General features: G+C 63.1%; 32 protein-coding genes. 14 read left to right on the top strand and 18 right to left on the bottom strand.

Translation table 11 applies throughout. The annotated features are described in order from the left end of the window. Positions 1-121: 121 nt before the first annotated feature. Both DFO46_RS12375 and DFO46_RS12370 read left to right on the top strand, forming a co-directional pair. The gene (locus tag DFO46_RS12375; RefSeq protein ID WP_120277498.1) at positions 122-949 is read left to right on the top strand and encodes a L,D-transpeptidase; all 828 of its coding nucleotides are present in this window, start codon (positions 122-124) and stop codon (positions 947-949) included. Between the two features lie 157 nt (positions 950-1,106). Then, positions 1,107-1,814 carry a L,D-transpeptidase gene (locus DFO46_RS12370; RefSeq protein ID WP_110789476.1) on the top strand — a complete coding sequence of 236 codons (708 nt, stop codon included), beginning with the start codon at positions 1,107-1,109 and terminating at the stop codon, positions 1,812-1,814. Between the two features lie 9 nt (positions 1,815-1,823). On the opposite strand, the gene DFO46_RS12365 is transcribed toward DFO46_RS12370, so the two are convergent. After that, complete coding sequence (locus DFO46_RS12365; RefSeq protein WP_120277497.1) at positions 1,824-2,774, bottom strand: DMT family transporter; 951 nt, start codon at positions 2,772-2,774, stop codon at positions 1,824-1,826. An 85-nt stretch (positions 2,775-2,859) separates the two neighbouring features. Between DFO46_RS12365 and DFO46_RS12360 the strand changes: the two genes are divergently transcribed. Then, the gene (locus DFO46_RS12360; RefSeq protein ID WP_120277496.1) at positions 2,860-3,339 is read left to right on the top strand and encodes an Lrp/AsnC family transcriptional regulator; all 480 of its coding nucleotides are present in this window, start codon (positions 2,860-2,862) and stop codon (positions 3,337-3,339) included. 88 nt (positions 3,340-3,427) lie between these two features. Here DFO46_RS12360 and DFO46_RS12355 read toward each other — a convergent pair whose 3' ends face one another. The 5 genes from DFO46_RS12355 to DFO46_RS12335 form a co-directional block, all read right to left on the bottom strand. Then, positions 3,428-3,832 (bottom strand): host attachment protein, encoded by a 405-nt coding sequence (locus DFO46_RS12355; RefSeq protein ID WP_120277495.1) that lies wholly within the window; start codon positions 3,830-3,832, stop codon positions 3,428-3,430. A gap of 65 nt (positions 3,833-3,897) precedes the next feature. Continuing rightward, positions 3,898-5,274: a DUF2254 domain-containing protein gene (locus tag DFO46_RS12350; RefSeq protein ID WP_120277494.1), complete on the bottom strand. Its 1,377-nt coding sequence runs from the start codon at positions 5,272-5,274 to the stop codon at positions 3,898-3,900. A gap of 51 nt (positions 5,275-5,325) precedes the next feature. Further along, entirely contained in the window at positions 5,326-5,700 is a 375-nt protein-coding gene (locus DFO46_RS12345; RefSeq protein WP_120277493.1) for a hypothetical protein, read from the bottom strand. Next, a complete protein-coding gene (gene bla, locus DFO46_RS12340; protein ID WP_120277492.1) occupies positions 5,697-6,560 on the bottom strand; it encodes a class A beta-lactamase in 864 nt (287 codons plus the stop codon). Before bla ends, DFO46_RS12345 begins: the two co-directional genes overlap by 4 nt. Positions 6,561-6,671: 111 nt before the next feature. Further along, positions 6,672-7,130 carry a MarR family transcriptional regulator gene (locus DFO46_RS12335; RefSeq protein WP_183041886.1) on the bottom strand — a complete coding sequence of 153 codons (459 nt, stop codon included), beginning with the start codon at positions 7,128-7,130 and terminating at the stop codon, positions 6,672-6,674. Positions 7,131-7,272: 142 nt separating this feature from the next. Between DFO46_RS12335 and DFO46_RS12330 the strand changes: the two genes are divergently transcribed. Further along, positions 7,273-7,695, top strand: coding sequence for an organic hydroperoxide resistance protein (locus DFO46_RS12330; protein ID WP_110789469.1), 423 nt, complete (start codon positions 7,273-7,275; stop codon positions 7,693-7,695). A 125-nt stretch (positions 7,696-7,820) separates the two neighbouring features. On the opposite strand, the gene DFO46_RS12325 is transcribed toward DFO46_RS12330, so the two are convergent. Next, positions 7,821-8,474, bottom strand: a complete 654-nt coding sequence (locus DFO46_RS12325) for a pyridoxamine 5'-phosphate oxidase family protein (protein ID WP_120277491.1) — start codon at positions 8,472-8,474, stop codon at positions 7,821-7,823. 297 nt (positions 8,475-8,771) lie between these two features. Here DFO46_RS12325 and DFO46_RS12320 point away from each other — a divergent pair, with 297 nt between their 5' ends. Further along, complete coding sequence (locus DFO46_RS12320) at positions 8,772-9,740, top strand: helix-turn-helix domain-containing GNAT family N-acetyltransferase (RefSeq protein ID WP_120277490.1); 969 nt, start codon at positions 8,772-8,774, stop codon at positions 9,738-9,740. A gap of 94 nt (positions 9,741-9,834) precedes the next feature. Here DFO46_RS12320 and DFO46_RS12315 read toward each other — a convergent pair whose 3' ends face one another. Then, the gene (locus DFO46_RS12315) at positions 9,835-10,281 is read right to left on the bottom strand and encodes a MarR family transcriptional regulator (RefSeq protein ID WP_120277489.1); all 447 of its coding nucleotides are present in this window, start codon (positions 10,279-10,281) and stop codon (positions 9,835-9,837) included. A gap of 50 nt (positions 10,282-10,331) precedes the next feature. Between DFO46_RS12315 and DFO46_RS12310 the strand changes: the two genes are divergently transcribed. Genes DFO46_RS12310 through DFO46_RS12300 form a run of 3 tightly spaced genes read left to right on the top strand, consistent with a single transcriptional unit; the run spans position 10,332 to position 12,406 of the window. Continuing rightward, positions 10,332-11,099, top strand: a complete 768-nt coding sequence (locus DFO46_RS12310) for a thioredoxin family protein (RefSeq protein WP_245422564.1) — start codon at positions 10,332-10,334, stop codon at positions 11,097-11,099. Between the two features lie 12 nt (positions 11,100-11,111). Continuing rightward, complete coding sequence (locus tag DFO46_RS12305; protein ID WP_110789465.1) at positions 11,112-11,600, top strand: DUF1579 domain-containing protein; 489 nt, start codon at positions 11,112-11,114, stop codon at positions 11,598-11,600. Positions 11,601-11,629: 29 nt separating this feature from the next. Next, complete coding sequence (locus tag DFO46_RS12300) at positions 11,630-12,406, top strand: VOC family protein (RefSeq protein ID WP_120277488.1); 777 nt, start codon at positions 11,630-11,632, stop codon at positions 12,404-12,406. A gap of 179 nt (positions 12,407-12,585) precedes the next feature. Here the strand turns inward: DFO46_RS12300 and DFO46_RS12295 are convergent, their stop codons facing one another. From DFO46_RS12295 to DFO46_RS12285, 3 genes are all read right to left on the bottom strand, one after another. Further along, on the bottom strand, positions 12,586-12,816 hold the full coding sequence (locus tag DFO46_RS12295) for a hypothetical protein (protein ID WP_110789463.1): 231 nt from the start codon (positions 12,814-12,816) through the stop codon (positions 12,586-12,588). A 233-nt stretch (positions 12,817-13,049) separates the two neighbouring features. Then, positions 13,050-13,295, bottom strand: coding sequence for a 30S ribosomal protein S21 (gene rpsU, locus DFO46_RS12290; protein WP_110789462.1), 246 nt, complete (start codon positions 13,293-13,295; stop codon positions 13,050-13,052). A 238-nt stretch (positions 13,296-13,533) separates the two neighbouring features. Next, positions 13,534-13,743 (bottom strand): cold-shock protein, encoded by a 210-nt coding sequence (locus tag DFO46_RS12285; protein WP_110789461.1) that lies wholly within the window; start codon positions 13,741-13,743, stop codon positions 13,534-13,536. A gap of 495 nt (positions 13,744-14,238) precedes the next feature. Between DFO46_RS12285 and DFO46_RS12280 the strand changes: the two genes are divergently transcribed. Both DFO46_RS12280 and DFO46_RS12275 read left to right on the top strand, forming a co-directional pair. Further along, positions 14,239-14,730 (top strand): histidine kinase, encoded by a 492-nt coding sequence (locus tag DFO46_RS12280; protein ID WP_110790322.1) that lies wholly within the window; start codon positions 14,239-14,241, stop codon positions 14,728-14,730. Positions 14,731-15,055: 325 nt separating this feature from the next. Next, complete coding sequence (locus DFO46_RS12275) at positions 15,056-16,108, top strand: fatty acid desaturase (RefSeq protein WP_120277487.1); 1,053 nt, start codon at positions 15,056-15,058, stop codon at positions 16,106-16,108. Positions 16,109-16,200: 92 nt separating this feature from the next. Here the strand turns inward: DFO46_RS12275 and DFO46_RS12270 are convergent, their stop codons facing one another. Next, positions 16,201-16,908: a YafY family protein gene (locus tag DFO46_RS12270; RefSeq protein ID WP_120277486.1), complete on the bottom strand. Its 708-nt coding sequence runs from the start codon at positions 16,906-16,908 to the stop codon at positions 16,201-16,203. Positions 16,909-17,030: 122 nt separating this feature from the next. On the opposite strand from DFO46_RS12270, the gene DFO46_RS12265 reads away from it, so the two are divergent. Beyond that, entirely contained in the window at positions 17,031-17,666 is a 636-nt protein-coding gene (locus tag DFO46_RS12265; RefSeq protein WP_120277485.1) for a LysE family translocator, read from the top strand. On the opposite strand, the gene DFO46_RS12260 is transcribed toward DFO46_RS12265, so the two are convergent. The 6 genes from DFO46_RS12260 to DFO46_RS12235 all read right to left on the bottom strand — a co-directional run bounded on the left by DFO46_RS12260 (position 17,644) and on the right by DFO46_RS12235 (position 21,730). Then, the gene (locus tag DFO46_RS12260) at positions 17,644-18,132 is read right to left on the bottom strand and encodes a GNAT family N-acetyltransferase (protein WP_120277484.1); all 489 of its coding nucleotides are present in this window, start codon (positions 18,130-18,132) and stop codon (positions 17,644-17,646) included. The genes DFO46_RS12265 and DFO46_RS12260 overlap by 23 nt on opposite strands. A 50-nt stretch (positions 18,133-18,182) precedes the next feature. After that, positions 18,183-18,494 carry a BrnA antitoxin family protein gene (locus DFO46_RS12255; protein ID WP_120277483.1) on the bottom strand — a complete coding sequence of 104 codons (312 nt, stop codon included), beginning with the start codon at positions 18,492-18,494 and terminating at the stop codon, positions 18,183-18,185. After that, the gene (locus DFO46_RS12250; protein ID WP_120277482.1) at positions 18,491-18,739 is read right to left on the bottom strand and encodes a BrnT family toxin; all 249 of its coding nucleotides are present in this window, start codon (positions 18,737-18,739) and stop codon (positions 18,491-18,493) included. Before DFO46_RS12250 ends, DFO46_RS12255 begins: the two co-directional genes overlap by 4 nt. A gap of 62 nt (positions 18,740-18,801) precedes the next feature. After that, positions 18,802-19,122 (bottom strand): YnfA family protein, encoded by a 321-nt coding sequence (locus DFO46_RS12245; protein ID WP_120277481.1) that lies wholly within the window; start codon positions 19,120-19,122, stop codon positions 18,802-18,804. A 49-nt stretch (positions 19,123-19,171) separates the two neighbouring features. Next, positions 19,172-19,978 carry an EAL domain-containing protein gene (locus tag DFO46_RS12240; protein ID WP_245408794.1) on the bottom strand — a complete coding sequence of 269 codons (807 nt, stop codon included), beginning with the start codon at positions 19,976-19,978 and terminating at the stop codon, positions 19,172-19,174. Positions 19,979-20,167: 189 nt separating this feature from the next. After that, a complete protein-coding gene (locus tag DFO46_RS12235) occupies positions 20,168-21,730 on the bottom strand; it encodes a helicase HerA-like C-terminal domain-containing protein (protein WP_120277480.1) in 1,563 nt (520 codons plus the stop codon). 270 nt (positions 21,731-22,000) lie between these two features. Between DFO46_RS12235 and DFO46_RS12230 the strand changes: the two genes are divergently transcribed. The 3 genes from DFO46_RS12230 to DFO46_RS12220 all read left to right on the top strand — a co-directional run bounded on the left by DFO46_RS12230 (position 22,001) and on the right by DFO46_RS12220 (position 24,450). Beyond that, positions 22,001-22,390 (top strand): hypothetical protein, encoded by a 390-nt coding sequence (locus DFO46_RS12230; RefSeq protein WP_120277479.1) that lies wholly within the window; start codon positions 22,001-22,003, stop codon positions 22,388-22,390. Positions 22,391-22,827: 437 nt separating this feature from the next. Then, positions 22,828-24,003, top strand: a complete 1,176-nt coding sequence (locus DFO46_RS12225; protein WP_120277478.1) for a hypothetical protein — start codon at positions 22,828-22,830, stop codon at positions 24,001-24,003. Between the two features lie 186 nt (positions 24,004-24,189). Further along, positions 24,190-24,450 (top strand): hypothetical protein, encoded by a 261-nt coding sequence (locus DFO46_RS12220; RefSeq protein ID WP_120277477.1) that lies wholly within the window; start codon positions 24,190-24,192, stop codon positions 24,448-24,450. Positions 24,451-24,460 lie beyond the last annotated feature (10 nt).

The raw sequence follows: 24,460 nt of genomic DNA, 5'->3' as shown, positions 1-24,460 counted from the left end.
AACGTGGCGAGGAAATGGCCCCGCACATGGCTTTGCACGCCATGCCCCATCCCGGCATAAGCTTCGCGCCAGCCGCAGCTGACAGGTTGCCGCCAACGACGTCAGTCTGAATCGGTGCCGCATGTCCAAGCTTTCTCGCTCTTTCGCCGCAAGGCCGCAGTCTTCTCTTGTCGGGCGTGCCTTGGCGCTCGGGCTCGGCACGGCCCTGACGGCCTCGCTCTCAGGCTGCATCCTGGTGCAGGACACCAGCCGCATGAACATCGACGTCTTTCAGGACGAGGTTTCGCCCGTCTGGTACGATCCCGCCCGCACGCCGCCGGCGGCCGACCAGACGGCGCCGCAGAGGCGCAATCTCTACCAGACCCAGTTCCATCAGACCTATGGCCTGCCCGTTTCCAATCCGCTGCACAAGGTCATGTATGGGGTCTTGTCGGACGACGGTCATACCCTGCCGGCCATCCCGCTGGATCGCGTCGATTCAGGTTTGCTGCGCAACGAGGTCTCCTACGAGACGGCGGAAGCGCCCGGCACCATCGTGGTGGATACCAAGGCGCATTACCTCTATCTGGTCAAACCCGGCGGCAAGGCGATCCGCTATGGTGTCGGTCTCGGCAGGGATGGCTTTGCCTGGTCGGGCAGGGGTGTCATCCAGCGCAAGGCCAAGTGGCCGCACTGGACTCCATCGGACGAAATGGTTGAGCGCCAGCCCGGCCTGAAAACCGTGTCCGCAGCACGCGGCGGTCTGGTCGCCGGCCTCAACAATCCGCTCGGCGCCCGCGCGCTCTACATTTACCAGGACGGCAAGGACACGCTCTACCGCGTCCACGGCACGCCGGACTGGCAGTCCGTCGGCAAGGCCACGTCGTCCGGCTGCGTGCGCATGTTCAACCAGGATGTCATCGATCTCTTCGACCGCGTGCCGGAACGCACGCCGATTGTTGTCATTTAGCGACACTCATTTGCGACCTTGCCCTCTCTCCAAAACGTGAAGGGCGCAAGCGGTTGCGTTAACGGCTCCTTTCCTGTTTGCATCGCACCATCGCGGAACAAAGCGCCGGCTCCGGCGTCTTCTGTCCGCCGCTTTGCCACAGGAAATTTGAGAACATATGTCCCCCGCACATCCTCTGACGCGCCGATCCCTGCTGTCCCTGACTGGGCTTGGCGCCGCAAGCCTGCTCGCCAGCTGCACCACCTCGCGGCCGCTTCCCCCCGGCCTGAGCCTTGATGGCCCGGTCGTTCCGGCCGCTCCCGCCGGCCGCACGCCCGAACTCGACGCCATGTATGGCGAGATCTATGACGGCGGCTTCGTCATTCCGGCCGTTCCCTATTGGAAGATCCCGCCGCGCTTCTATCGCCAGCAGGTGATCGACCCGACCGGCGAGGCCCCCGGCACCGTCGTTGTCGACACCCCCGGCCGCTTCCTCTATCTCGTCGAAGCCGGCGGCACGGCCATGCGCTACGGCGTCGGCATCGGCCGCGACGGCTTCTCCTGGGGCGGCGCCGGCGTCATCCAGTGGCGTCAGAAATGGCCGAAATGGACCCCGCCGGATGAAATGATCGGCCGCCAGCCGGAGCTCGAGAAGTATTCGTCGCGCAACGGCGGCATGCCGCCGGGCCTGTTGAACCCGCTCGGCGCCCGTGCGCTCTACATCTTCCAGAACGGCCAGGACACGCTTTACCGCCTGCACGGCAATCCCGAATGGAACTCCATCGGCAAGGCCGTCTCGTCGGGCTGTGTGCGCCTGCTCAACCATGACATCATCGACCTCTACGAACGTGTGCCGACCAAGGCACGCATCATCGTCCGGCAGTAGTCGGACGGGTTACGCCGACCCTCCCCATGACGGCAGTGCCGATCGGGGAGGGGCCTGGCTCCCCCTGAATGCGGCGATGGCCAGGCACACGCCCGTTATCTGCAGCGCCGCGCCAAAGCCTTCCGCCACCGTCGGCCACCGACCTTCGAACCCGAATCCATAGCCGAGACCGAACATCGTTTCGGCGACGACGAGTTGCGCGGCAAGCGCCAGCGGCAACCGGTTCGACGCGACGGTCCAGCACCAGGTCGCAAGCCATGATCCGGCTAGGCCCATCAGAATTGCCCATCCGGCAAAACGCAGGATGTCTGAGCTGGATGCCGTCTGGATAAGGTCGAAAGATCCGAGCGGCAGCAGCATAAGACTGCCGATGGCAGAACCGATGCCCTGCAGTCCGGTCCATTGCAGTCCGTTCGGCGCGTCGGCGGATCGCATCACCGCCGCATTGACGAGGCCATAGGTGATCCAGATGCCGAGTGCCGCCGTGCTGAGCAGCAACCCGCCGACGATCGGCATTGTCTCGCTGACGCCTGCGTCCTTGATCGTCGCCCCATTCACCAGCGCGACGCCGATCGCGATCAGCGTGAGCGGCAAGGCAAGACGGGACCAGGCGATGGAGCGGTCGCGCAGATTGGCAATGATCGCCAGAAACACCGGCATCGTGCCAATGATGATGGGAGGTATCGCGGCCCCGGCCAGTTGCACGGCGAAAGCGGCACAGACAAAGTAACCGACATATCCTGCGCCGCCGAGCAAGAGTCCGGTGAGGATCCGCCCGGGCGCCAGCCCCCTAGGCCGGAATCGTCGATCAATCATCAGCAACAAACAGGCCAATCCGAACACGCCGTAGCGCGCCATGGTCAGGTCCCAGGTGGTGAACGGTGCGACCGCGCGGGGTGCCACAAAAGTCAGGCCCCATAAGGCGCAGGTAATCAGGCCGGCCATGATCCCGTAAAACATGAAAGTCTCCTTCTGGAGCCATCATGCAAGGGCGCTCTGCCGAATTCTATGGAAATTGAAAGGCATTTTGCGTAATCTTCTCCCTATGTCGAAGGTAGAAAGCCCCAAAAACGTCCGAAACGGAAAATCATCTCTGGACGACACCGACGCCCGCATTCTCGCGGCGCTCGATGCCGATGCCCGTCTGTCCATGAGTGAACTCGCGCGCCTGATCGGCATGTCTGCCCCCAGCGTTTCGGAGCGCGTTCGTCGGCTGGAAGCCGCCGGCGTTATCAGGGGTTTCACCATCGATCTCGACACGCGGGCCATCGGCTATCAGATCCGGGCCATGGTCCGTATCCGGCCGCTGCCTGGCAAACTGCATCTGGTCGAGCGGCTGATCCAGGAACGGCCGGAATTCATCGAATGCGACAAGATCACCGGCGATGATCCGTTTCTGGCGCGTCTCGTCGTCCGTTCGATCGAGGAGATGGACGATGTGCTGGAAGCTTTGTCCGAGCATGCGGTGACCAGCACCGCCGTGATTAAGGGCACATCGGTCAAGCGGCGATTGCCGCCGCTGTAGAGTTTGGCCAAAACCAACAAACCCCGCCATCGCTGGCGGGGTTTGTCGTTTCAAGGCAGGCACAGGCACTGCCGCAATCGGATCCGGATCAGGCCGCCTCAAGCGCCTTTTCGATCGCCTGAACGGAATGGCCGGTCAGGTCCTTGTCGAGTTCGCCGACCAAAACGGCCGAAAGCTGCTTGTGATAACCCTTGCGCATTTCGCCAAGCGTCCGGGGCGCCGCAATGATCACCAGGCTGGTGATCCTGCCGTCCAGAACCTGCCGGTTCAGCATCTCGGTCACGCCATTGCTGAACCCGTCTTCGTCCTGCTGGCTGTCGTCAGGATTGGCGGCGCTGCTCTGATGGCGCGCGCCCGAGGCGATCTTCGAGGCGTCGATCTCTTCCTGCGGCAGGGCCGTCAGCTTGATGTCCAGGGGCGTGCCCTCGTTCTGGAAAAGGCTGAGCTTCGTGCCATCGGCAACCGCGATGACGGTGTTCTGCGGAATATGCATCTGTGTTCTCCTGTTTGCGCGAGGCGGTATCCACCGAAGGTGCAGGGACCGCAGGGTGCGAGGGGTCAACCCCTGACGGGAAAGTCTGTTCCTCCAGACGTGCCGCCATGGATGGACGATCTCTCCGTTTCGCTTCCTGGATCGCCGGCCTGCAGGCGCATCCGGGCCGCCTCCACCTGAAAACGGATTTCGTCACGGTCCATCGGGATGCCGGCGCATTGTTCTCCCGCCTGGCCCAAGGCTTCGATCTGCGCGGAGAGCGCCTCGCGCTCCGCCTCAAGCACGGCCGGACCCACAAGATCGGCAAGCCGGATCGCCATCCGGGTCAGGATGGCCGGGTGGTCGGCACCCGCCTGGCGGATCGGGCGAAAGCCGGCATCCATCAGGCCCCTCAAATCCGTCCGGCTGACGAGCAGACGCAGGGCCCCATGGTCGTCGCGATATTCCGCCGGCTGGACCGCCCGGCCGATCTGACACTCCACCGCAGCGCTGATGCGGTCGATCACGGCGAGCGCCGTGAACGGATCGTTGATGCCAGGCGACAGCGCCCGGACGGCGATTTCGGTCAACTGCCGGATGCCGAATTCGAGATCCTGCGCCGGCGTCCGCTCCGCCCCGATGGTGAAGGCCGCGCGGATGCTGTCGAGAAGGGCGTCATCAGGGGCTTTCTCGGAAAACACCTGCACATGATCGCCTGCGGCCAGCAGGTAGTGCCCGGCCCGCACATCGACGGCGATCCGGATATCCTCGCTGACGGCCAGATCGAGGAGCCGCTGATAGTCGACCACCTGCACATGCCCGACCTTGCCGATCGCGAGGGTGTGGAAGGGGCCGGCAAAGCGGGCGCCGAGCGGTTCGTGTTTCGGCGTCTCCGGCGGTGGCAAGACGCTGTCCATCGTTGCCAGCATGTCGGTGTAGAGCGCGTTGACGATATTGTCGGCAATGATCGAGCGCGCGACCTTGTGGATGTAGAACAGCAGCGCGAGGAGGCAGAGCACGGTCAGCACGCTGCCGGCGGTGATCGCGAGATGCGGCACGCCCTTGGCCCCGAGTTGGTCGGTGACGCTGCGCAGCACGATGATCAGGTAGAGAATGGTGCCGATGAACAAGCCCAGCACCGTCTGGATCTGCCGGTCGGCCATGAAGCGTGAAATCAGCCGCGGCCCCAGCTGGTTGGCGGCCAGTGTCAGGATGACGAAGGTGACCGAAATGACCAGCGAGGTCATGGTCATCAGGCCGGAGAGCAGGCTGCTGAGCAGCTGCCGGCCGGTCTCGGCATCGCCGCTATAGAGCCACCAGAGATGCCCGGAGCCTGCCGATGCCAGGCGATTGCCGAACAGGATGAGGATCACGGCGAGTGCTGCCGAACCGACGGTAAAGATCAAGGGCAGCAGCCAGAGCTTGCCCTGCAAAAGAGCGAGGAAATTGCGGGTCTTGTCCATTGTTCCACAACGCGCCACTCCGGCTTTCGATCCTCAGGGATCGTCAGCCTTTCAGGAACGGCAGCGGAACGGGCTGAACGAACTGGCAGCACCCGCATTCATCGTGGCAATCGTCAGCCCGTTGGCAATCTCCACGTCCTTGTCCGTTTGCGGGCAGGCGTCGACATCGGCCAGGCACCCGCTCGAAATGAACTCGGCATTGCGGTCCAGGAAGGATGGCGAAACGCCGTCGCGCCCGACGTGGTCGAGGATGTCGCTCAGCGCCTTCCGATAGACGTCGCATTTCTCGATCTGCCAGGCCGAGCGGCTGGACTGTGTTTCACCCGCCTCATCTTCCGCCTTGCCCCCTGCAGGGCCGAGCGCAAGAACAGCCGATGCCAGCAGGAAACGCAGCCCGCTGCCGGACGGCCCCGGTCTTGCCCTCATCGCACCACCTCGGCCGCCAGCACGCGTCCGAGCTCTGCGATGGCCGCATCGCGCGTGGCGAGCGACGCCTCGGTCTCCGTGAGATAGATCGCCGCCACCACCGGCTTCTTCCCGGGTGGCCACATCACCGCGACGATGCCACGGGTGCCATGGCCGCCGGCCCCGGTTCGGTCCGCAATCCGCCAATCCCTGGGCACACCGGCCCGCAACAGGTCATCCGCCACCGCATTGGCTTCCATCCACCGCGTCAGCTGGCGGCGCGCCGAGGATGCCAGCCCGTCGCCGATCAGCAATTCCCCGATGGTGCGCGCCATGGCCTCGGGCGTCGTCGTGTCGCGCGGATCGCCGGGTGTGGCCTCGTTCAAGGCAGGCTCCATCCGGTCGAGCCGCGTGACGGTATCGCCGATGGAGCGCAGGAACGCGTTGACCCGCTTCGGGCCGCCGAGTGTCGACAACACCAGATTGGCGGCCGTGTTGTCGCTTGTGCTGAGCGTGGCGGCACACAGGTCCCCGGCCGTCATGCGTGTTCCCACGCGCTTCGATGTCACGGGCGCATGGGCCAGGAGATCCTTCGCCTCGATCTTGATGTCGCGCGACAACAGCTGGGTGCCGGCATCCAGCAGCGCGGCGCAGGCCAGGGCCTTGAACGTGCTGGCCATGGCGAAGCGTTCACCCGAACGATACTGCCATTGTCGATTGGTTTCGGTGTCCACCACCATCAGACCCAGCCGCGCGCCGAGCCGGCTTTCGACCTGGCGGGCCGCCGCCGTGATCGGCCCCTCGGCTGCGGCAAGCGGCGATGCACACAGGGCGGGCAGCAGAAGCGAAAGGTTCAGGCACAGAAGGAGAGGCAGCTTCATCGGGGATCTCCGCAACGCGAGAGAAGCTCGTGCCATGCAAAACGGACGGCGAGCAGGCAAGATTGTGGCAGTCCACAGCTGCGCCGCCTTGCCGCCCTATCCAGATAACCCTCAGGGCGGGTCGATTGCCTCAAGATGGCCCTTCAGCCGTTTCAGGCTGTCGCGCAGGCTCTGGATTTCCGAAACATCGCAGCCGGTCTGTCCGCCGATCGCTCTCAGCACGCCGACGGCCCGCGCCTTCAGCGCACGGCCTTCCTCGGTGAGCGTGATGAACACCTGCCGTTCGTCGGCCACATCCCGGCGACGCGCGACATAACCCACCTGTTCCAGCCGCTTGAGGAGCGGAGACAGCGTGCCGGAATCGAGCCCCACCCGCTCGCCCAGGCCTTTGACCGGAAGATCGTCTTCTTCCCACAGCGCCATCATCACCACATATTGCGGATAGGTGAGGCCGAGCGGGGAGAGCAGGGGTTTGTAGGCGCGCGTGAAGGCATGCGCTGCGCCATACAGTGCAAAACACAGTTGCTTGTCGAGCCTCAGCTCTTTTTCCAGGTCGAGATCGCTGATCATGTCAGAGGAACTTCCGGGCATCAGATAGGTTGCAACAATGGCGAAAAGCCTTTCGAGATGCAATGTGCAAAAATCAATTGCACGCAACTCAATTGTGTACTACATAGGTAACCATCGCCTCGCAAACAAGGAGAACATCGAAATGGCAATCCTGTACACCGCACATGCGCATGCCACCGGCGGCCGCTCTGGCCACGGCGTGACCGATAACGGCGTCCTTGATGTAACGCTGACCACCCCGAAGGAACTCGGCGGCGACGGCGCGACCGGCACCAATCCCGAGCAGCTCTTTGCCGTCGGTTATTCCGCCTGCTTCCTCGGCGCCTTGAAGTTTGTCGCCGGCAAGGAAAAGATCAAGATCCCCGAAGACGCCAAGGTTCACGCCGACGTCGGCATCGGCCCGCGTGAAGACGGCGGCGGCTTCGGCATCGAAGTCAAGCTCACCGTCGAAGTCCCGGGCCTCGACCGCGAAACCGTCGAGCGCCTCGCAGCGGCAGCCCACATCGTCTGCCCCTACAGCCACGCCATGCGCACCTCGACCGAAGTTCCGGTCAGCGTCCGGTAAGCTCGGGCTGCTAGACACCCTCCATGATCCACCGCGAGAAGGCCGGCCTCTGTGCCGGCCTTTTTGCGTCGGGAGAGGATGGGGGAGGGGCGTCGGCGCCGCTCACGGCTTCATGGCTGTCCAGCTCAATACATCGACCGTTGATACGCCTGCTCCAGGCCTTCGTCCAACTTGCGCATGTCCTCCAAATCGTCAGGTGCCGCCCCGGTTTCCTCCAGGATGAACTGCATCAGCGAGGGCATTTCGCGACGATCCTGGCGATGGTCCGGATCCCACAGATGCGAGCGACGGAAGGCCTTGGCGCAGTGGAGGAACACCTCGTCGATGGCAACGACGATGGCAAGCTTCGGCACCTTGCCGTTGACCGCCATGCGCGCCAGCAGCTCCGGATCGGTGCTGAGCTGCGCGCGGCCGTTCACGCGCAGCGTATCGTCGAAGCCGGGGATGATGAACAGCAGTCCGACGGCCGGATTGGCGATGATGTTCGACAAGGTGTCGAGCCGATTGTTGCCCGGCCGGTCGGGTATCACGATGGTCTTCGGGTCGAGGATCTGCACGAAACCGGCCGGATCACCGCGAGGGCTGACATCCGCCCGCCCGTCTGCGCTTTGCGTCCCGATGCAGAGAAATGGCGACCGCTTGATGAAGGTCTGCGCATGCACGCCAAGCTGCGTCTGGCACTTGGCGACGGCCAGATCATGCGTTGGCTCGAAGAGAGATCGCAATTGCCTCTCGTCTCTTAACCTGTGGTCCGGCTTGACCTCGTAAACCTCCGACATCCGCCACCTCCTCCCGTGTTGCGATGAGGTACGTACCTCATTCTTCGGTCATATCATTGCGCGACCTCCGCTTCAACCGCCGGAGACGCGGGCATATCGTGCCCCTGTCTCATCCTTGCGTGGTATGAGGCGTGGCCACGGCGGCGAAAGAAGCATCGGGGCGGGCAGGCCAGCGCCCCTGCGAGGCTGCAGGCGTGCAAGGATCAATGCGATGATCACGCGGTGCAGCCCCGAAACGCCCCTTGGCAGGCCTCGCCTTTGGTCATATGGTTGCGTCACGCAACGAAAGGGCCGTCCATGCCGCAGGATCCGCCGCCCATTGATGAAATCCGCATTCAGTCGCGAAAACTTGTCCGGGCGCTCGGCTTCATGGGCGGCCCCTTTGCCGGAACCGATCTGCCACCGTCATCGGTGCATGCCCTGATCGAGATCGAAGCCACGCCGGATCTGACGGCGGTGCGTCTGTGTGAGCGCCTGCAACTGGACAAATCGAGCGTCAGCCGCCTGCTGGGCAAACTCGTCCAGTCGGGAGACGTGATCGACGTCAGGGATGCCGGAGATGCCCGCGTCAAGCGGCTCACGCTCACCGCGCAGGGAAGGCGCCGGGTGGCGGCGATCCACGATTTCGCCCGCCGTCAGGTCGGAGCGGCGCTCGATCGTCTGCCGCCGCAGCACCACCGCACGGTGCTCGACGGTCTCAAGCTCTATGCGGGCGCGCTGGCGCCCGGGGTCGATGACGCCGCGCCGCCGATCGAGATCGTCGCGGGTTACCGCCCCGGCCTGATCGCAGACATGACCGGCATGCACATCGATTATTACGCGCGCACAGCCGGTTTCGGCCGCGCCTTCGAGGCGGTGGTGGCCGGCGGCCTCGCCGATTTCTGCAGCCGCCTCGATCATCCGGACAACGAGGTCTGGACGGTGGTCAGCGCAGGGCGCATTCTCGGTTCGATTGCCATTGACGGCCAGGATCTCGCGCGCGTGCAAGGCGCCCCCGTCGCCCATCTGCGCTGGTTCATTCTTGACGATCGTTTGCGCGGCTCCGGTCTCGGGCGCCGGCTGATGGCGCAGGCGCTCGCCTTCGTCGACATCAGGGACTTTGCCAGAACCGATCTGTGGACCTTCGACGGTCTCAGCGCCGCCCGTCACCTCTATGAAGCGCATGGCTTTGCGCTGGCCGAGCAGCGTCCGGGCGATCAATGGGGCAGGGAGGTTTTGGAGCAGAGGTTTACACGCCCAGGGCCGGGTGCGGCGCCACGGGCTTAGCCTCTTTCACGCTGGATCCGCGACGACGACCTGCGCATCGGGCCGCCTTTTCCAAAGGCGGACGGAACCCAGCGGCCCACCTTGCAACGCCCCATCAGACGCTCACCTCCAGCAAGCCCTGCCGCAGCACCTGCGGATCGCTCGTCAGCCCCGCCTCGATGTCGCGATGCACCTGCTTCCAGATCGGCACGGCGCTCGACAGTGCCTCGGCGCCCTCCGACGTCAGTCGCAGAAGTCTGCCCCGCCTGTCCTTCGGGTCCGGCTCGACCGACACCCAGCCACGCGTCGAAAGTGGCTTGAGCGCCGCCGTCAATGTTGTGCGATCCATGGCCAGAAGCCTGGCAACAGGGCCCATCGGCGGCGGTTCCGGCCGGTTCAACGCCATCATCAGGGAAAACTGCTGATTGGTCAGCCCCGAAGGCTTCAGCGCCGCGTCGAAGCGGCGTGCGAGCGCGCGTGCGGCACGCTGCGCATGCAGACACAGGCAGGTATCGCGCACATGAATGGTGGTGGAATAGGGAATCACAGGCAAGTTTGACATGGATTAAATATGTTGATATCAACCTATATGTCAAGAGGAGGATCAGAACAATGGAATATGCCGCTAAGTTGCCGCCGATGTCCGATCCGGCATCTCGAATCGTCTCCCGTGAAGCGTGGCTTGAAGCCCGCAAGGCCCTGCTGCAGCAGGAGAAGGAACTCACGCGCCAGCGCGACAGCGTCAATGCAGCCCGGCGCGCGCTGCCCTGGGTCAAGGTGGACAAGGACTATCGCTTCCAGACGCCCGAAGGCGAGAAGACGCTCTCCGATCTCTTTGAGGGCCGCAGCCAGCTGATGATCAATCATTTCATGTTCGGCCCCGACTGGGATGCCGGCTGTCCCGGCTGCTCCTTCTTCGCCGACCACATCGAAGGCATGCTGCCGCATCTCAACAATCACGACGTCACCTTCGTGACCGTATCCCGCGCGCCGCTCTCGAAGATCGAAGCCTACAAGGTCAGGATGAACTGGCATTTCCCCTGGGTCTCTTCCGCGGATAGCGATTTCAACTACGACTTCCACGTTTCCTTCACGCCGGAACAGCTGGCCTCCGGCTCGGTCACCTACAATTTCCGTCAGACACCCAGCGAAAAGGCCCATGATGAACTGCCCGGCCTCTCCTCCTTCTACAAGGACGGGCAGGGCCAGGTTTTCCATACCTATTCCCAATATGCCCGCGGCGGCGAGGAAGCCCTGGGCACGCTGATGATCCTCGACCACGCGCCGCTCGGTCGCAACGAGACGGGCACGCTGAGCTTCGTCAAGCGCAAGGACGAATATGCGCAGAAGCCGGTCGAGAAGGCCGGCTGTTGTCACTGAGGAGGCGTCGTCATGGATTTTCCCCAACCCACCGAACATCACCGCGTGCTCGATCGTTTGGTTGGCGACTGGCTCTATGTCACCTCCTCTGCCGTGGAGGGCTATGATCCCGAAGACCCGATGAAGCGTTGGACCGAGAAGGTCCGTTCCCTCGGCGGCCTCTGGGTCGTGGCCGAAGGGCAGGGCGCCATGGGCGACGGCATGCAGGCCAGCCTGGTCATGACCGTCGGCTACGATCCAAGGCTCGGCCACTATGTCGGCAGCTGGATCGGCTCGATGATGGACACGTTCTGGATCTACAAGGGCTGGCTGGAAGACGATGGCCAGACCCTGGTGCTCGAGGCGGAAGGTCCGAGCATGGAAGACCCGTCCCGAAACGAGCTTTATCGGGATGTCATTCACTTCATCGATGATGACACCAGGACCTTTTCCGGCAGCGTCCGGCAGCCGGATGGCAGTTTCAAGACCTTCATGAAAAGCGAAGCAAAACGGATCGGCTGACGGCCGGGAAAAACAGAGAGGAATTGCGCATGCACGGCACATTTATCTGGCACGAACTGATGACCCCGGACACGGCTGCGGCCAAAGCCTTTTACGGCCCGCTGCTGGGCTGGGAGCCGACCGATATGGACATGGGGGATTTTACCTACACCACCTTCGCCATTTCAGGCTTTCCGATGGGGGTCACGGGCATGATGACGCTGAGCGATGAGATGAAGGGCCAGGGCATCCCGCCGAATTGGACCGGCTACATCCATGTCGATGACGTCGACAAGACCGCAGCCGAATACGAGAGCAATGGTGGCGCCGTCCATCGCGCACCGGAAGACATTCCCGGCATCGGTCGTTTTGCCGTGGTCGCCGATCCGCAAGGGGCCGTCGTCTGCATCATGACGCCCCAAATGCCCGATGGCGAGACCGGCAGCTGGCCGACCCCCGGCAGCACCGGAACCGTCGGCTGGAACGAGCTGATGGCCGGCGACTGGGAAAAGGTCTGGGACTTTTACGCCGCCCGATTCGGCTGGCAGAAGGACATGGCCGTCGATATGGACGCCATGGGCATCTACCAGACCTTCAAGCTGGGCGAGCGTGGCATTGGCGGCATGATGACGAAGCGTCCGGAAATGCCCATGCCCTATTGGGGTTTCTACTTCATTGTGCCGGCCATTGATGCTGCGGTCGAAAAGGTGAAGTCGCTCGGCGGGCAGGTGCTGATGGAGCCGCACCCGGTTCCGGGTGGCTCCTGGATCGCTGCCTGCCAGGATCCGCAGGGCGCCTATTTCAACCTGACGGCAGGGGCGCGGTAGTCGCAACTGCGCCTGGAGCAGTTTCAGCCAAAGCGCTGGCCGGCTCTCTCCCAGCCATGGGGGAGATGCCGGTCTGGCGCGGCAGATTGTGGATCAATGACACAGCCTGAAGCCGTCGAGACGGGTCACGGCGGGAAACTCTGGCGGGATAGTCGGAGGTCTGCGGGTCGTTTCGCCCGTCAGCCGCGCTTGACGGCAGCCTTGCGCACGGCGCGCTTCTTCGGCGCCGGGGCGTTTTCGGCTTCCAGTGCCTCGCGCTGAAGGCGCAGCGCCTTCAAGGCTTCGGTCTTCTTCTCGCGCGCCACGGCTTCGGCCTCGATCAGCGAACGTGCAACGCTGTCGGTCGTGGCCGCCTTGTCCTGGGGCGAAACCTTTTCAGGCTTGAAAAACGTGTCTTTGGTGGCGGTCATGTCCGGTCCTTCCTGCAGGGATGGGCGTGTCGGCTCTGGGGCATTTCCAGCAAAAGGATGAAGCGGCTTTGCGGGCGGAAATGCGGAAAAACAAACAGGGAGAGCATTTAAGGGGCGCCGCTTGAAACGGATGCTCTCGGTCGACGGGCGTGCCCCGACGGGACGGAGTGGGGACGGAATACGGTCGGCAGGCGATCCGCGCGCCCTGGGGCGCACGGATGGATTGGGCGGTCTTAGCGAGCGCCGCCGCGAACGGCAGCCTTCTTCGGCGCCGGCAGCAGGCCTTCGCGCTGCATCTTCTTGCGCGCCAGCTTGCGCTGACGGCGAACGGCTTCTGCCTTTTCGCGAACGCGCTTTTCCGACGGCTTTTCGAATGCGCTGCGCGCCTTCATTTCGCGGAACAGGCCTTCGCGCTGCATCTTCTTCTTGAGCACGCGGAGTGCCTGGTCGACATTGTTGTCACGAACGAGAACTTGCACGGTCGTTTCCTTTCCGGGCTTGGGGCCCGATTATCTCGAGTTTCGGATGAGGGGTGCGTAAGAGAAAACGCGCCAAGCCCCGGCGAAGATCCCGAACGGGTCGGGATGAATGGGCTGTCGTATAACCTGTCGGCAGGCCATAGACAAAACAAAAAAGGCCGGGCAACACCCGACCTTTCCTCGTCACTCTACCCCGCAAGCCGACGAAACGACGAAAAGCGGGGCGAGCGACAAATCCTTAAGCGGCGCGCAGGTTGTCGGCCGAGCTCTTGCCCGAACGCTTGTCCTGGACCAGATCGTAAGCGATCTTCTGACCTTCGACGAGGTCACGCATGCCAGCGCGCTGAACTGCGGAGATGTGGACGAACACGTCGGCAGAGCCTTCATCCGGCTGGATGAAGCCAAAACCCTTGGTGCTGTTGAACCACTTGACGGTACCTGTGTTCATAACGATTTCCTTTCAATCGTTGGGCTTGCCGGAGAGACATTCGACCGGCGGTATATCGACGTTGAAGGAAATCTGGCGTGCGCTTGAGGCGCGTAGACAAAGTCACTCGCAATCTTCGATGGCTGCAATATAGGGACTCTGCCTCGTGGTGACAAGTGAAAATCCGCCGCCGGCAGGACTTGCCGTGGCCGGCCGCCTGCAGGCAATCACCCAATCGCTTGGAGAATAGGGGCTTTCCCGATCATTCCCGGTCCGGTTTCTCCCCGGCACAACGATCGGTTTCACCGGTAACGACGCCTTGCAGACCCCTTGCCGCACCCCGCCATCTCTTCATTCACCTTATCGCAATATATTTGCAAATGCTGTCAGTCTCTACAAAAAGAGTACAACGATTCTTCACGGACACCTGCTATGAAGCGGCCTGCGTGATCGTCTGGGAGCCGAGTGGCCGCAGGCGTTTTGCGCTGGACCATCTCTCACCAACGGGCACATCCGATGAACAAGTTTCTTGCCACCACGGCAATCATCCTCCTGACCGCGGGCACCTCGCTCGCCGGCACCTTCACCTTCCCCTCGGACGAGCCGGCGGCCACCGTCGAAATCCCGGATGACTGGCAGCCGACCGAAACCGACTACGGCGTCGAAGGCAATTCGCCCGACCACGGCACCTACATCTCCTTCGACGTCGCCGGCGCGGAAGACATGGAAAAGGTCATCAGTGACACCTTCGCGTTCCTCGAACAGAACGGCGTGACCCCGGACCCGGCCAGCCAGACCGAATCGAAGGGCGAGCAGAACGGCATGGCCTACGAGACCCTGTCGTGGAAGGGCACCGACAAGGAAGGCCCGGTCACCATCGGCGTCGGCATCGTGACCCTCTCGCCCGAGAAGATCGCCATCGTCACCTACTGGGCATCGGCCGAAACCGAAGAAAAGAATATGCCGGAAGTCAACAAGATCCTGTCCTCGATCAAGCCGGCCGGCTGATCACGGGTCTTTACCCTCCAGTCATCGACGCCCCGGCTCTCGTCCAGCCGGGGCGTTTTGCGTTCTCAGGTTGTTCTGCGCATCGGTCGAAATTGCCGCATCCGGCCGAGCATCCGAGTTCCGGGGCGACAAGCGGCGCGCGACCTGCTAGGAGGGCGCACCCGTTCCTGGGAGGGCGGGCCGATTTCTCCCGTCACGAAAGCCAGCCGACCATGACCACCCCTTCGGGCCTCTCCCTTGGATGCCCAGAGCCGCGTGCGCTGCTGTTGCACGTTGCAATCCGTCTTGCGACCGAGCGTCGCCATCCTTTGTCTGGAGGTGCCGCATGAGTGCCGCTATCGACTACAGCAACGACATTGCCATCGCGGACGAGACACCCGACGCGAAGATGTGGCTGAAGATCGTCAATGCCTACCGCAAGCCGCGCCTGGCGCGCAGCACTTTCGAACTCGCCATCACCATCGTGCCCTTCGTCATGCTCTGGGTCGGCGCGCTCTTGAGCTACCATTTCGCCTTCTGGCCGGGCCTCGTGCTGACAGTGCCGGCAGCGGCCTTCCTGCTGCGCCTTTTCATCATCCAGCATGATTGCGGCCACGGCGCCTTCTTCGCCCGCCGCAGCGTCGACGACTGGACCGGCCGGATCCTGGGCGTGCTCACCTTCACGCCTTACGATTACTGGCGCCGGGCGCATGCCGAACATCACGCCACCGCCGGCAATCTCGACGAACGCGGCGTCGGCGACATCACCACGCTGACGGTCGCCGAATACAAGGCGCTCTCCGCCTGGGGCCGCTTCGGCTACCGCCTCTATCGCCACCCGATCATCCTCTTCGGCGTCGGCCCGGCCTGGGTCTTCCTGTTGAAGCAGCGCCTGCCGATCGGCATGATGAAGGAAGGCGCGCTGCCCTGGATCTCGACCATGGCCACCAATCTCGGCATGGCGCTCTTCGCCGCCCTGATGATCTGGGCCGTCGGCCTCTGGCCCTTCCTCGTCGTGCATCTGCCGATCGTGCTCTTGGCCGGTGCCGCCGGCATCTGGCTCTTTTATGTCCAGCACCAGTTCGAGGACACCCACTGGTCGGCCCCGCCGGAATGGCAGTTCCAGCACGCAGCCCTGCACGGCGCATCCCATTACGATCTGCCCTGGGGCCTGCGCTGGCTGACCGGCCATATTGGCGTGCACCATGTGCATCACCTGTCGAGCAAGATCCCCTTCTACCGTCTGCCGGAGGTTCTCCGCGACCATCCGGAGCTGAAGACCATCAGCCGCATCACCCTGAAGGAAAGCTTCGCCTGCGTGAAGCTCGTGCTCTGGGACGAAAAACTCGGCCGTCTCGTGTCGTTCCGCGAGGCAAACCGTCTGGCTGTCGTTGCCTGATTAAAAACAGGCTACGGCAGGTTGCAAGCCTGCCTGGCCGAGAGAAACAAGCCTGCCGCACCCACCCGTGCAGCAGGCTTTTTTGTTGCCTTTCAGGCGGATGCCGGCGCGGTTGAGCCACCTGTCTGCCACCCCGCAATCCAAACCCGCCTGAGCGCCTCGCCCTCGCCACGAAATCCAATGCCCGTCGGCTGGCAGGTGAGCACCCGGTCAATCCGGAAATTGCGGATGCCGTCGCGCAGCTCGCACCAGCCGACGACCACCGCCGCCTCGGAATAATAGATCAGCGCAACCGGCCGGATGATCCGATGGGTCACATTGGCCTGCTCGTCGCGATAGTCGATCGCCAGTTTCTCCTCGTCGCGGATCGCCCGGCGCACAAGGCCGAGATCGACCGCGTCGGCAGTCGGGATGGCGCTGCCCCAGGCATGCAGCGCGCGCGACGAGAGCGCCTGGCGCAAGGGGGCAGGCAGGGCCGCCGCGATCTTGTCGAGCACGCGACCCGAAGCCTCGCCGAGCTCCCGGTCGCCGGTGCGCTTGTTGAGCGCCATGCCAAGCACGATCGCCTCCGTCTCCTCTGCGGAAAACATCAGCGGCGGCAGGTGAAAACCGGGCCGTAGGATATAGCCGATCCCGCGCTCGCCCTCGATGGGCACGCGCATCGCCTGGAGCGCTGCAATGTCGCGGTAGATCGAGCGCTCGCTCACCTCCAGCCGCTCCGCCATCTGAAGCGCGGTTATCGGGTGGCCTGCGAGCCTCAGGATCTGGATGATTTCGAACAGCCGGGAGGCCTTGCGCATGCGGTCACCTCATCACTCCTGACACATCTCTGTCAGTTGGCCCTGTGTATAGCACGCCCCAACACGCTGAAAAACCGGCGTGATCGAGACATCAGACAGATCAGACACGACAGGCAACTGACATGACCTATAGCGAAAACCTCTGGCTCTTCACGCTCCTGCTGACCGGCATCATCGTCGTCCCCGGCATGGATATGCTCTTCGTTCTCGCCAATGCGCTGACCGGCGGCCGCCGCGCCGGACTGGCTGCCACCTTTGGCATGATGGCCGGCGGCGCCTGCCACACGCTCTTCGGCACTGTCGCCGTGGCGGCGCTCTCGACGCTCATCCCGACGCTGACCCCCGTCATGCTGATCCTCGGTTCTGCGTATATGATCTGGATCGGCATCAGCCTTGCCCGCAGCAGCATCACCGTCGACCATGTCGAAGGCGAAGCGCGCCGCGCCACGATCAAGATCTTCGGGCAGGGGCTGCTCACCTGCCTGCTCAACCCGAAAGCCTGGACCTTCATCCTCGCCGTCTATCCGCAATTCATGAAACCGGTCTATGGCCCCTTCTGGTCACAGGCCCTCGTCATGGGTGCGCTGACCATGGCCATCCAGCTGATCGTCTATGGCGGCCTGGCTCTCGCCGCCGCCCGTGGCCGCGAAGCGCTGGTCTCCCATCCCGGCCTCACCATCGCCATCGGCCGTGCGGCCGGCTGGCTGCTGGTGGCTGTCGCGGCTTACATGCTGGTCAGGAGCTGGCAGGGCTGGTGAGGGTCTCCAGACGCTTTTCCATGAACAGGCTGAGCGGATCGGCCGTGTAGCCGCCGAAGGGCGGGATCTCGAGATAGCCCGCTTTGCGATAAAGCCCGATTGCTTCCGGCTGATAGATGCCCGTCTCAAGCCGGAGGATATCGATCTGTCGTCGCAGCGCTTCCTCTTCCAGCCGCGCCAGCAACAGCTTGCCCAGCTTCAGCCCGCGGGCCGCCTCGTCGACGAACATGCGCTTGATCTCGCCGGTCCCGTCGTCCTGGCCGACAAGGGCGGCACAGCCGAGGATCGCGTCCCCCGCCCGCGCCACGAAGAAGGAGACATTCTGCTGTTCGAGTTCGTCGAGCGGCAGCATATGATTGCTCTCCGCCGGATAAAGCGAGGCCGCATAGGCGCTCGACTGTTCCAGCAACCGGATGACACCCGCCTGGCGCGGGGATTCCTGGATGATGCGGAGATCAGTCTGCATGGCGCTGTCGGGATCAGGGAAAGGGTCTGATTGCGGATGGCCAGGCGCTTTCAAAGCCCCACCGCCTTGCGCAGCGCCTCGTTCATCCGCGACTGCCAACCGTCGCCACCCGCCTTGAACCGCTCGATCACTTCCGCATCGAGCCGCAGACTGATCGCCTTCTTCGGACTGTCCGCCTTCGGCCGTCCGAGCTTGCGGTCGATCGAGGCAGCCAGTTCGGGAAACACCTCGCGAAACGGGCGGAATTCCTTCAGTTCGGCCTCAGTCACTTCGGGATTGTCGGGGTCAGACGCAATCATCGCCTGGATCTCGGCTTCTTCCGCATCCGTCAGCGGCCGCTTCGATGAAAATTTCACGCTCACAGCAAGCTCCTTTCCCGCCGACTGGCCGGTCGCATGGAGATAATCGACACCGCTTCGCGGCCAAGAGGCGTATGGACAACAGCGACGACAAGCCTTCCGTTTAATGCGCCGATCGCGATGGCCCGGCCCAGTTTTGCAGGGCGGATGAACGCTTCAAGGAAGAAGCGCTCATCGAGCTCGGCAAAGTCGAGGCCGTGCTTCGCGAGATTCTGCTGCCGCTTCGGTTCATCCCAGACGATGATCATAGTTTATGTATATACGGAAATTCCGCAAGTCGGCATCCTGCCTTTTCAGGGCTTTCCGACGCTCATCCCCGCTGCGGCAACAGGATTACGGCCGCCCCAACAAGGCAGATCGCCGCCCCCACAAGGTCGAATCTGTCAGGCCGCTGCCCCTCGACCAGCCAGAGCCAGACGAGCGACGCGGCGATATAAACCCCGCCATAGGCCGCATAGGCGCGGCCCGCAGCCTCGGATGGCACCAGCGTCAAGAGCCAGGCAAAAACGGCAAGCGAGACAAGGCCGGGCGCCAGCCAGAACGGCGAGCGATCGAGCCTTAACCAGGCCCAGAAGGCAAAACAGCCGGCGATTTCGGCAAGGGCGGCGGCGGGATAGATCAGCAGTGTCATCGCCCGATCCTGCCATGCGGCCGGGTCGGGGGAAAGGGTATGCCGGCGCTCAGGCAGAGCGCCCCTGCAGATTGAGGATCTGGCAGACGCGCGGCACCATCTCGGCTTCCTTCGGGAAGCAGACGAAGAAGCCCTGCACGCTGTCGAAGCCGAGTTGCACGGCGGTTTCCATCTGGTCTTCGTTCTCGACCCCGGCCGCTGTCACGATCAGCCCGAGATCGTGGCCGAGCGAAATCACATGTTTGACGATCGCCTTGTCGACCGGATTGGTGAGCGCGCTGCGCATCAGGCCGTGATCGATCTTCAGCCGCCGGAACGGATGCTGCCTGAGCGCCGAAAGCCCCGCATGGGTCGCGCCGAAATTGTCGAGTGCCAGCGAGAAGCCGCAATAATGCAACGCCTCGAGCGCCAGTCCCACCTTCTTGGCCTGCGGCCCGTAGAAGGCGGTTTCCGGCACTTCGATTTCCAGCATGTCGGCAGTCAGGTTATGGGCATCCATCATCTCCGACAGCCACAGGGCAAAATCGCCGGAGCAGAGGTCGAAGGCGGTGGTGTTGACGGCAATGCGGCCGAAATCGTGCCCTGCGGCGCGCCATTGCGCAGCCTGTGACAGGGTCTTTTCCAGAACGAAATCCCGGATCGACAGGGACAGCGCCGGATCGTGGAAGATGGCGCGAAACTCCTGGGCGGCGGCCAGCATGTTCGGCCGGGTGCGCCAGCGCAAAAGCGTCTCCAGGCTGTCCACCTCGCGGTGGTCCACCGAATAGACCGGCTGATAGATCAATTCGAAGTGGCCGCGATCAAGCGCCCGCTTCGCATTGTTCACCAGAACGAGTTGATCCAGACTGCTGTCCACGCTCCACCTCATGCCGCACCGGCGGACACCGACACAATGTCACCGCCCACTTTACACCAGGAAGGGTTGCCCGGAGATGAACAAATCACAAAACATGAGGATAAGCTTTCATCTTTCACTTTTTGGCCCTGACTTTGCACCTGTCTCACCTCGGCACAGGCCGTGCCGGATCTTGGGTCCCCACCGCCCTCAGCGCCGGAGACTGCCCAAAATCCCGCGCACCAGCGCCCGGCCGACAGACGTGGCAACCGACCGCGCCGCACTCTTCATCGCCGCCTCGATCACCGTCTCGCGCTGATAGCCGCCGGCGCGCTTCGTCGCCGGGCGTTCGCCGTCGCTCTCCTTCGGGTCGTCGCCAAAGCCGGGCAGGGTCCAGCGGCCAGCGGCACTGTCGTCGGCCTTGGCGCCCGTCTCGGCCTCGCGTTTGGCGGCGTCCGCCTCCGCCGCCTTTTTCGCCCGCGCCGTCAGGATTTCGTAGGCCGATTCCGAATCGAGATCGGCGTCATATTGCCCGGCAACCGGCGAGAGGTTCATCATCTTCTGCCGCTCGGCATCGCTGACCGGCCCGACCCGGCCGGACGGCGGACGGATCAGCGTGCGCTCCACCATCGAGGGAATGCCCTTCGCCTCCAGCGTCGAAACGAGCGCCTCGCCGATGCCGAGCTGAGTGATGGCGGTGGCGCAATCAAAGGCCGGGTTCGGCCGGAAGGTATCCGCCGCTGTCTTTACCGCCTTCTGCTCGCGCGGTGTATAGGCGCGCAGCGCATGCTGCACCCGGTTTCCGAGCTGGGCGAGCACCGTCTCCGGTACATCGAGCGGGTTCTGCGTGACGAAATAGACGCCGACGCCCTTGGAGCGGATCAGCCGCACCACCTGCTCGACCCGCTCGATCAGAACCTTCGGCGCGTCGTTGAACAAGAGATGCGCCTCGTCGAAGAAGAAGACGAGCTTCGGCTTGTCGAGGTCGCCCACTTCAGGCAGTTCCTCGAACAGCTCCGACAAGAGCCAGAGCAGGAAGGTGGCGTAAAGCCTGGGGTTCATCATCAGCTTGTCGGCGGCGAGGATAGAGATCGCGCCGCGCCCGTCATTGGTCGTGCGCATGATGTCGGTCACTTTCAGCGCCGGCTCGCCGAAGAAATTCTCCGCCCCCTGCTGCTCGAGGATCAGCAAACCACGTTGAAGTGTGGCGATCGAGGCCTTGGAGATCAGGCCGAACTGGCTGGAAAGCTCGGTGGCATGCTCGGCCATATAGGTGAGCAGCGCCTGCAGGTCCTTCAGGTCCATCAGCGGCAAGCCGCCGTCATCGGCGATCTTGAAGGCGATGTTGAGCGCGCCTTCCTGCGCCTCGGTCGCATTCATCAGCCGCGACAGAAGAAGCGGCCCCATCTCGGCGACGGTGGTGCGAACGCGATGACCCTTTTCGCCATAGAGATCCCAGAAGATCACGGGGAATTCGGCCGGCGCATAATCGGTAAAGCCGATCTGCTGAACCCGCTGCGTGATCCAGTCCTTCGGCTCGCCCATGGCCGCGATCCCGGACAGGTCGCCCTTGATGTCGGAGGCAAAGACCGGCACGCCAGCTTCGGAAAAGCTCTCTGCCAGCACCTGCAGCGTCACCGTCTTGCCGGTGCCGGTCGCGCCCGTGACGATACCGTGGCGGTTGCCGTATTTCAGCGCCATATACTCGGCCTTGTTCAGGCTGTCGTCCGGATTGCGGCTGGTGCCGAGATAAAGCGAACCCTCTTGCAGCATGCGTATGCTCTCCCATCGCTCGTGCGGATATGTCATCGACACTTGAGCTTGCTCTTATAAGGATAGTGTGGAACATCGACAACGGTCGCGCAGCGCTTTCGGCGCGTCAGGCGGCGGGCCAGAGGGGCGAACAGGTCGGGGCGATCGCGCATGCGGAATCCGGCCGAAATTCCCCGGCATTTTTATCGCGCAACGCGCAGCGACGCTTGAGTTCGCCATCGACTTCTATTACGTTGACGTTAACGTCAAATATCCCGCAGGAGGACTACCATGAGCGAAATCGTCACCCGCATCGCCGACAATGTCGGCATTTCCCCGGACAAGGCTGAAACGGCGCTTGGCATGATGCTCGGCTTCCTGCAGCGTGAAGCCGCAGACGGCCCGGTAGCCAAGATGATCGAAGCGATCCCGGGTGCGGCCGAACTGGTCGCCAAGCACAATGGCGAAGGCACCGGCAAGGGCCTGCTCGGCGGCCTGATGAGCGCCATCGGCGGCGGCGGCATCATGGGGCTGGGCCAGCAGCTGATGTCTCAAGGGCTCGGCATGGGCGAAATCTCCACCCTCGCCAAGGAAACCATGGCGGTCGCCCGCGAATATGCCGGCGCCGATGTCGTGGATGAAGTCGTGGCCTCGGTTCCGGGCCTCAGCCAGTTCGTCTGATCCATCCGGATCAGCAATGATCAAAAAGCCGTCGGGGCAACCCGGCGGCTTTTTTGCGTTTCGGGCGAAAGGGCAGGGTGCCGGCGCGGCCCCGCAGGGGCCGCGTGCATGATCTGCCATGGATCCCGCAGGCATCGATGGAAAATGACATCGATCAACTCTTCCTCGATTTCCCTTTGAAGCGAAAGCTATGCTCGGAATTACATACGCGTATCTGAGCGTATGAATATCATCGATTGTTTTTTATAAATTTCGAATATGTAGAACGAAGAAATACGTGAAGACATATTTGAAAACAGAAAGAATCAAATATACAGGAGAAGTAAATCTATACGTATGATTCGCATTTGTTCGAGTTTGTTTATATGCCGGCCTCGTTCATCGAGGGAGGCTTTGCGTGACAATTTGCAATCAGACCTTTTCAAGGAAACATAACGATGCATCACACCATGCACAGATCCAGCCTTGCGAAAATGCTTGTGCTGGCCATGGCAGGGACGGCTGGCCTTGCCCCGATTGCAGCTTCTGCAACACCTTTCCGGCTGTTGCAACTGGACGTGAAGCGCGGCAGCGCCCATCTCATCCAGGTGGATACGTCAGATACGAGCGACCCCAATGGTGGTGGCACCGGCTCGCCTGATCCGAACGGCGGCAGCGGCGGCTCGCCCGATCCGAATGGCGGCAGTGGCGGCTCGCCCGATCCGAACGGCGGTGGCACCGGCTCGCCCGATCCGAACGGCGGTGGCACCGGCTCGCCCGACCCGAACGGCGGTGGCACCGGCTCGCCCGACCCGAACGGCGGTGGCACCGGCTCACCCGATCCGAATGGCGGCAGCGGCGGCTCGCCTGATCCGAACGGCGGCGGCACCGGCTCACCCGATCCGAATGGCGGCAGCGGCGGCTCGCCTGATCCGAACGGCGGCAGTGGCGGCTCGCCTGACCCGAACGGCGGCAGCGGCGGCTCGCCTGATCCGAATGGCGGCAGCGGCGGTTCTCCGGACACAGGCGGCGGCTCTGGCTCGCCCGATCCGGATGCTGGCGGTTCTCCGGACACAGGCGGCGGCTCCGGCTCGCCCGATCCGGATGCTGGTGGTTCGCCGGGCACAGGCGCCGGCCCGCTCCCCGGGACAGGGGCTGGGGCCCCAATCATCCCTGTTCCCGACCATAAGCCTACGTTCGAAGTCGTACGCAGCGAGAGCGACAATGATCACACCGGAGTCCAATCCAACCGAATGTCGCGCGGCATAACAATTTCCGGCAGCTCCGTATCCACCAGCCCGGGCCAGATTGATCCGTTGTCGAGCCTTGCAACCTTCTTGACCGCCTTGGTGCAGCCCGCGACCAGGGAGTTGACGGCGGCCGAGCAGAAGGAAATCGATGATCGGATGAAGGTGTTGGAGCAGTATCACTTTATCTACGACATTTCGGCAGAGAGAGCCGTCATCGCAGACATGAAGACCAAGGTCATGTCAGGGCAGATGCGAATGGCTCAGTTGACGAGTTACCTGGATGAGAAGATTGCAACGGCGAAGTCGCTGACGGTCACGCACAATGGTTCGAGCGGTATTGTGACTGGACATGCGACAAGCTCCAGTCTTGTGTTTGGCCCCTGACAAGGGCAGCAGAGATCCTGATCACATGCGACAGCCGCCGGGGCGACCCGGCGGCTGTCTCTGTTCATGCCCTCTGATGCCTGCTGATCACGCCCGGCCAGGGGCGAGCGGAAAGACCCTGGGAACGAAGCACCCGGCCTCGTCGTTGATGCTCCGCCTAACAATGGAAAAAAACGGAGGAATGCCATGACCGAGACCGACATGACCCGCCACGAAACGCGCAATGCGTCCTCCGCGCCGGATAGCGGTCACAAGGGCATCGACGAAGCGCGCGCCCCGCAGGCCGATACGACCAATCACGACGCGCTGCGCGAAGCGACCCGCCTAGCCGGAACCGACACCTACCTCGTCGGCGCCGACATGGAAGACATCGACCAGCGTCAGGGCGAGGACGAAAAAGACGGCCGCCCGTCCCCCATGGCGAATGCCGACAACCCGGAGCGGTGAGCAAGCTTCA

Source organism: Rhizobium sp. AG855, assembly GCF_003610655.1.
Taxonomy (GTDB): Bacteria; Pseudomonadota; Alphaproteobacteria; order Rhizobiales; family Rhizobiaceae; genus Allorhizobium; species Allorhizobium wuzhouense.
Note: the sequence above shows the minus strand (reverse complement) of the source record. Positions and strands in the feature narration are given on the sequence as shown.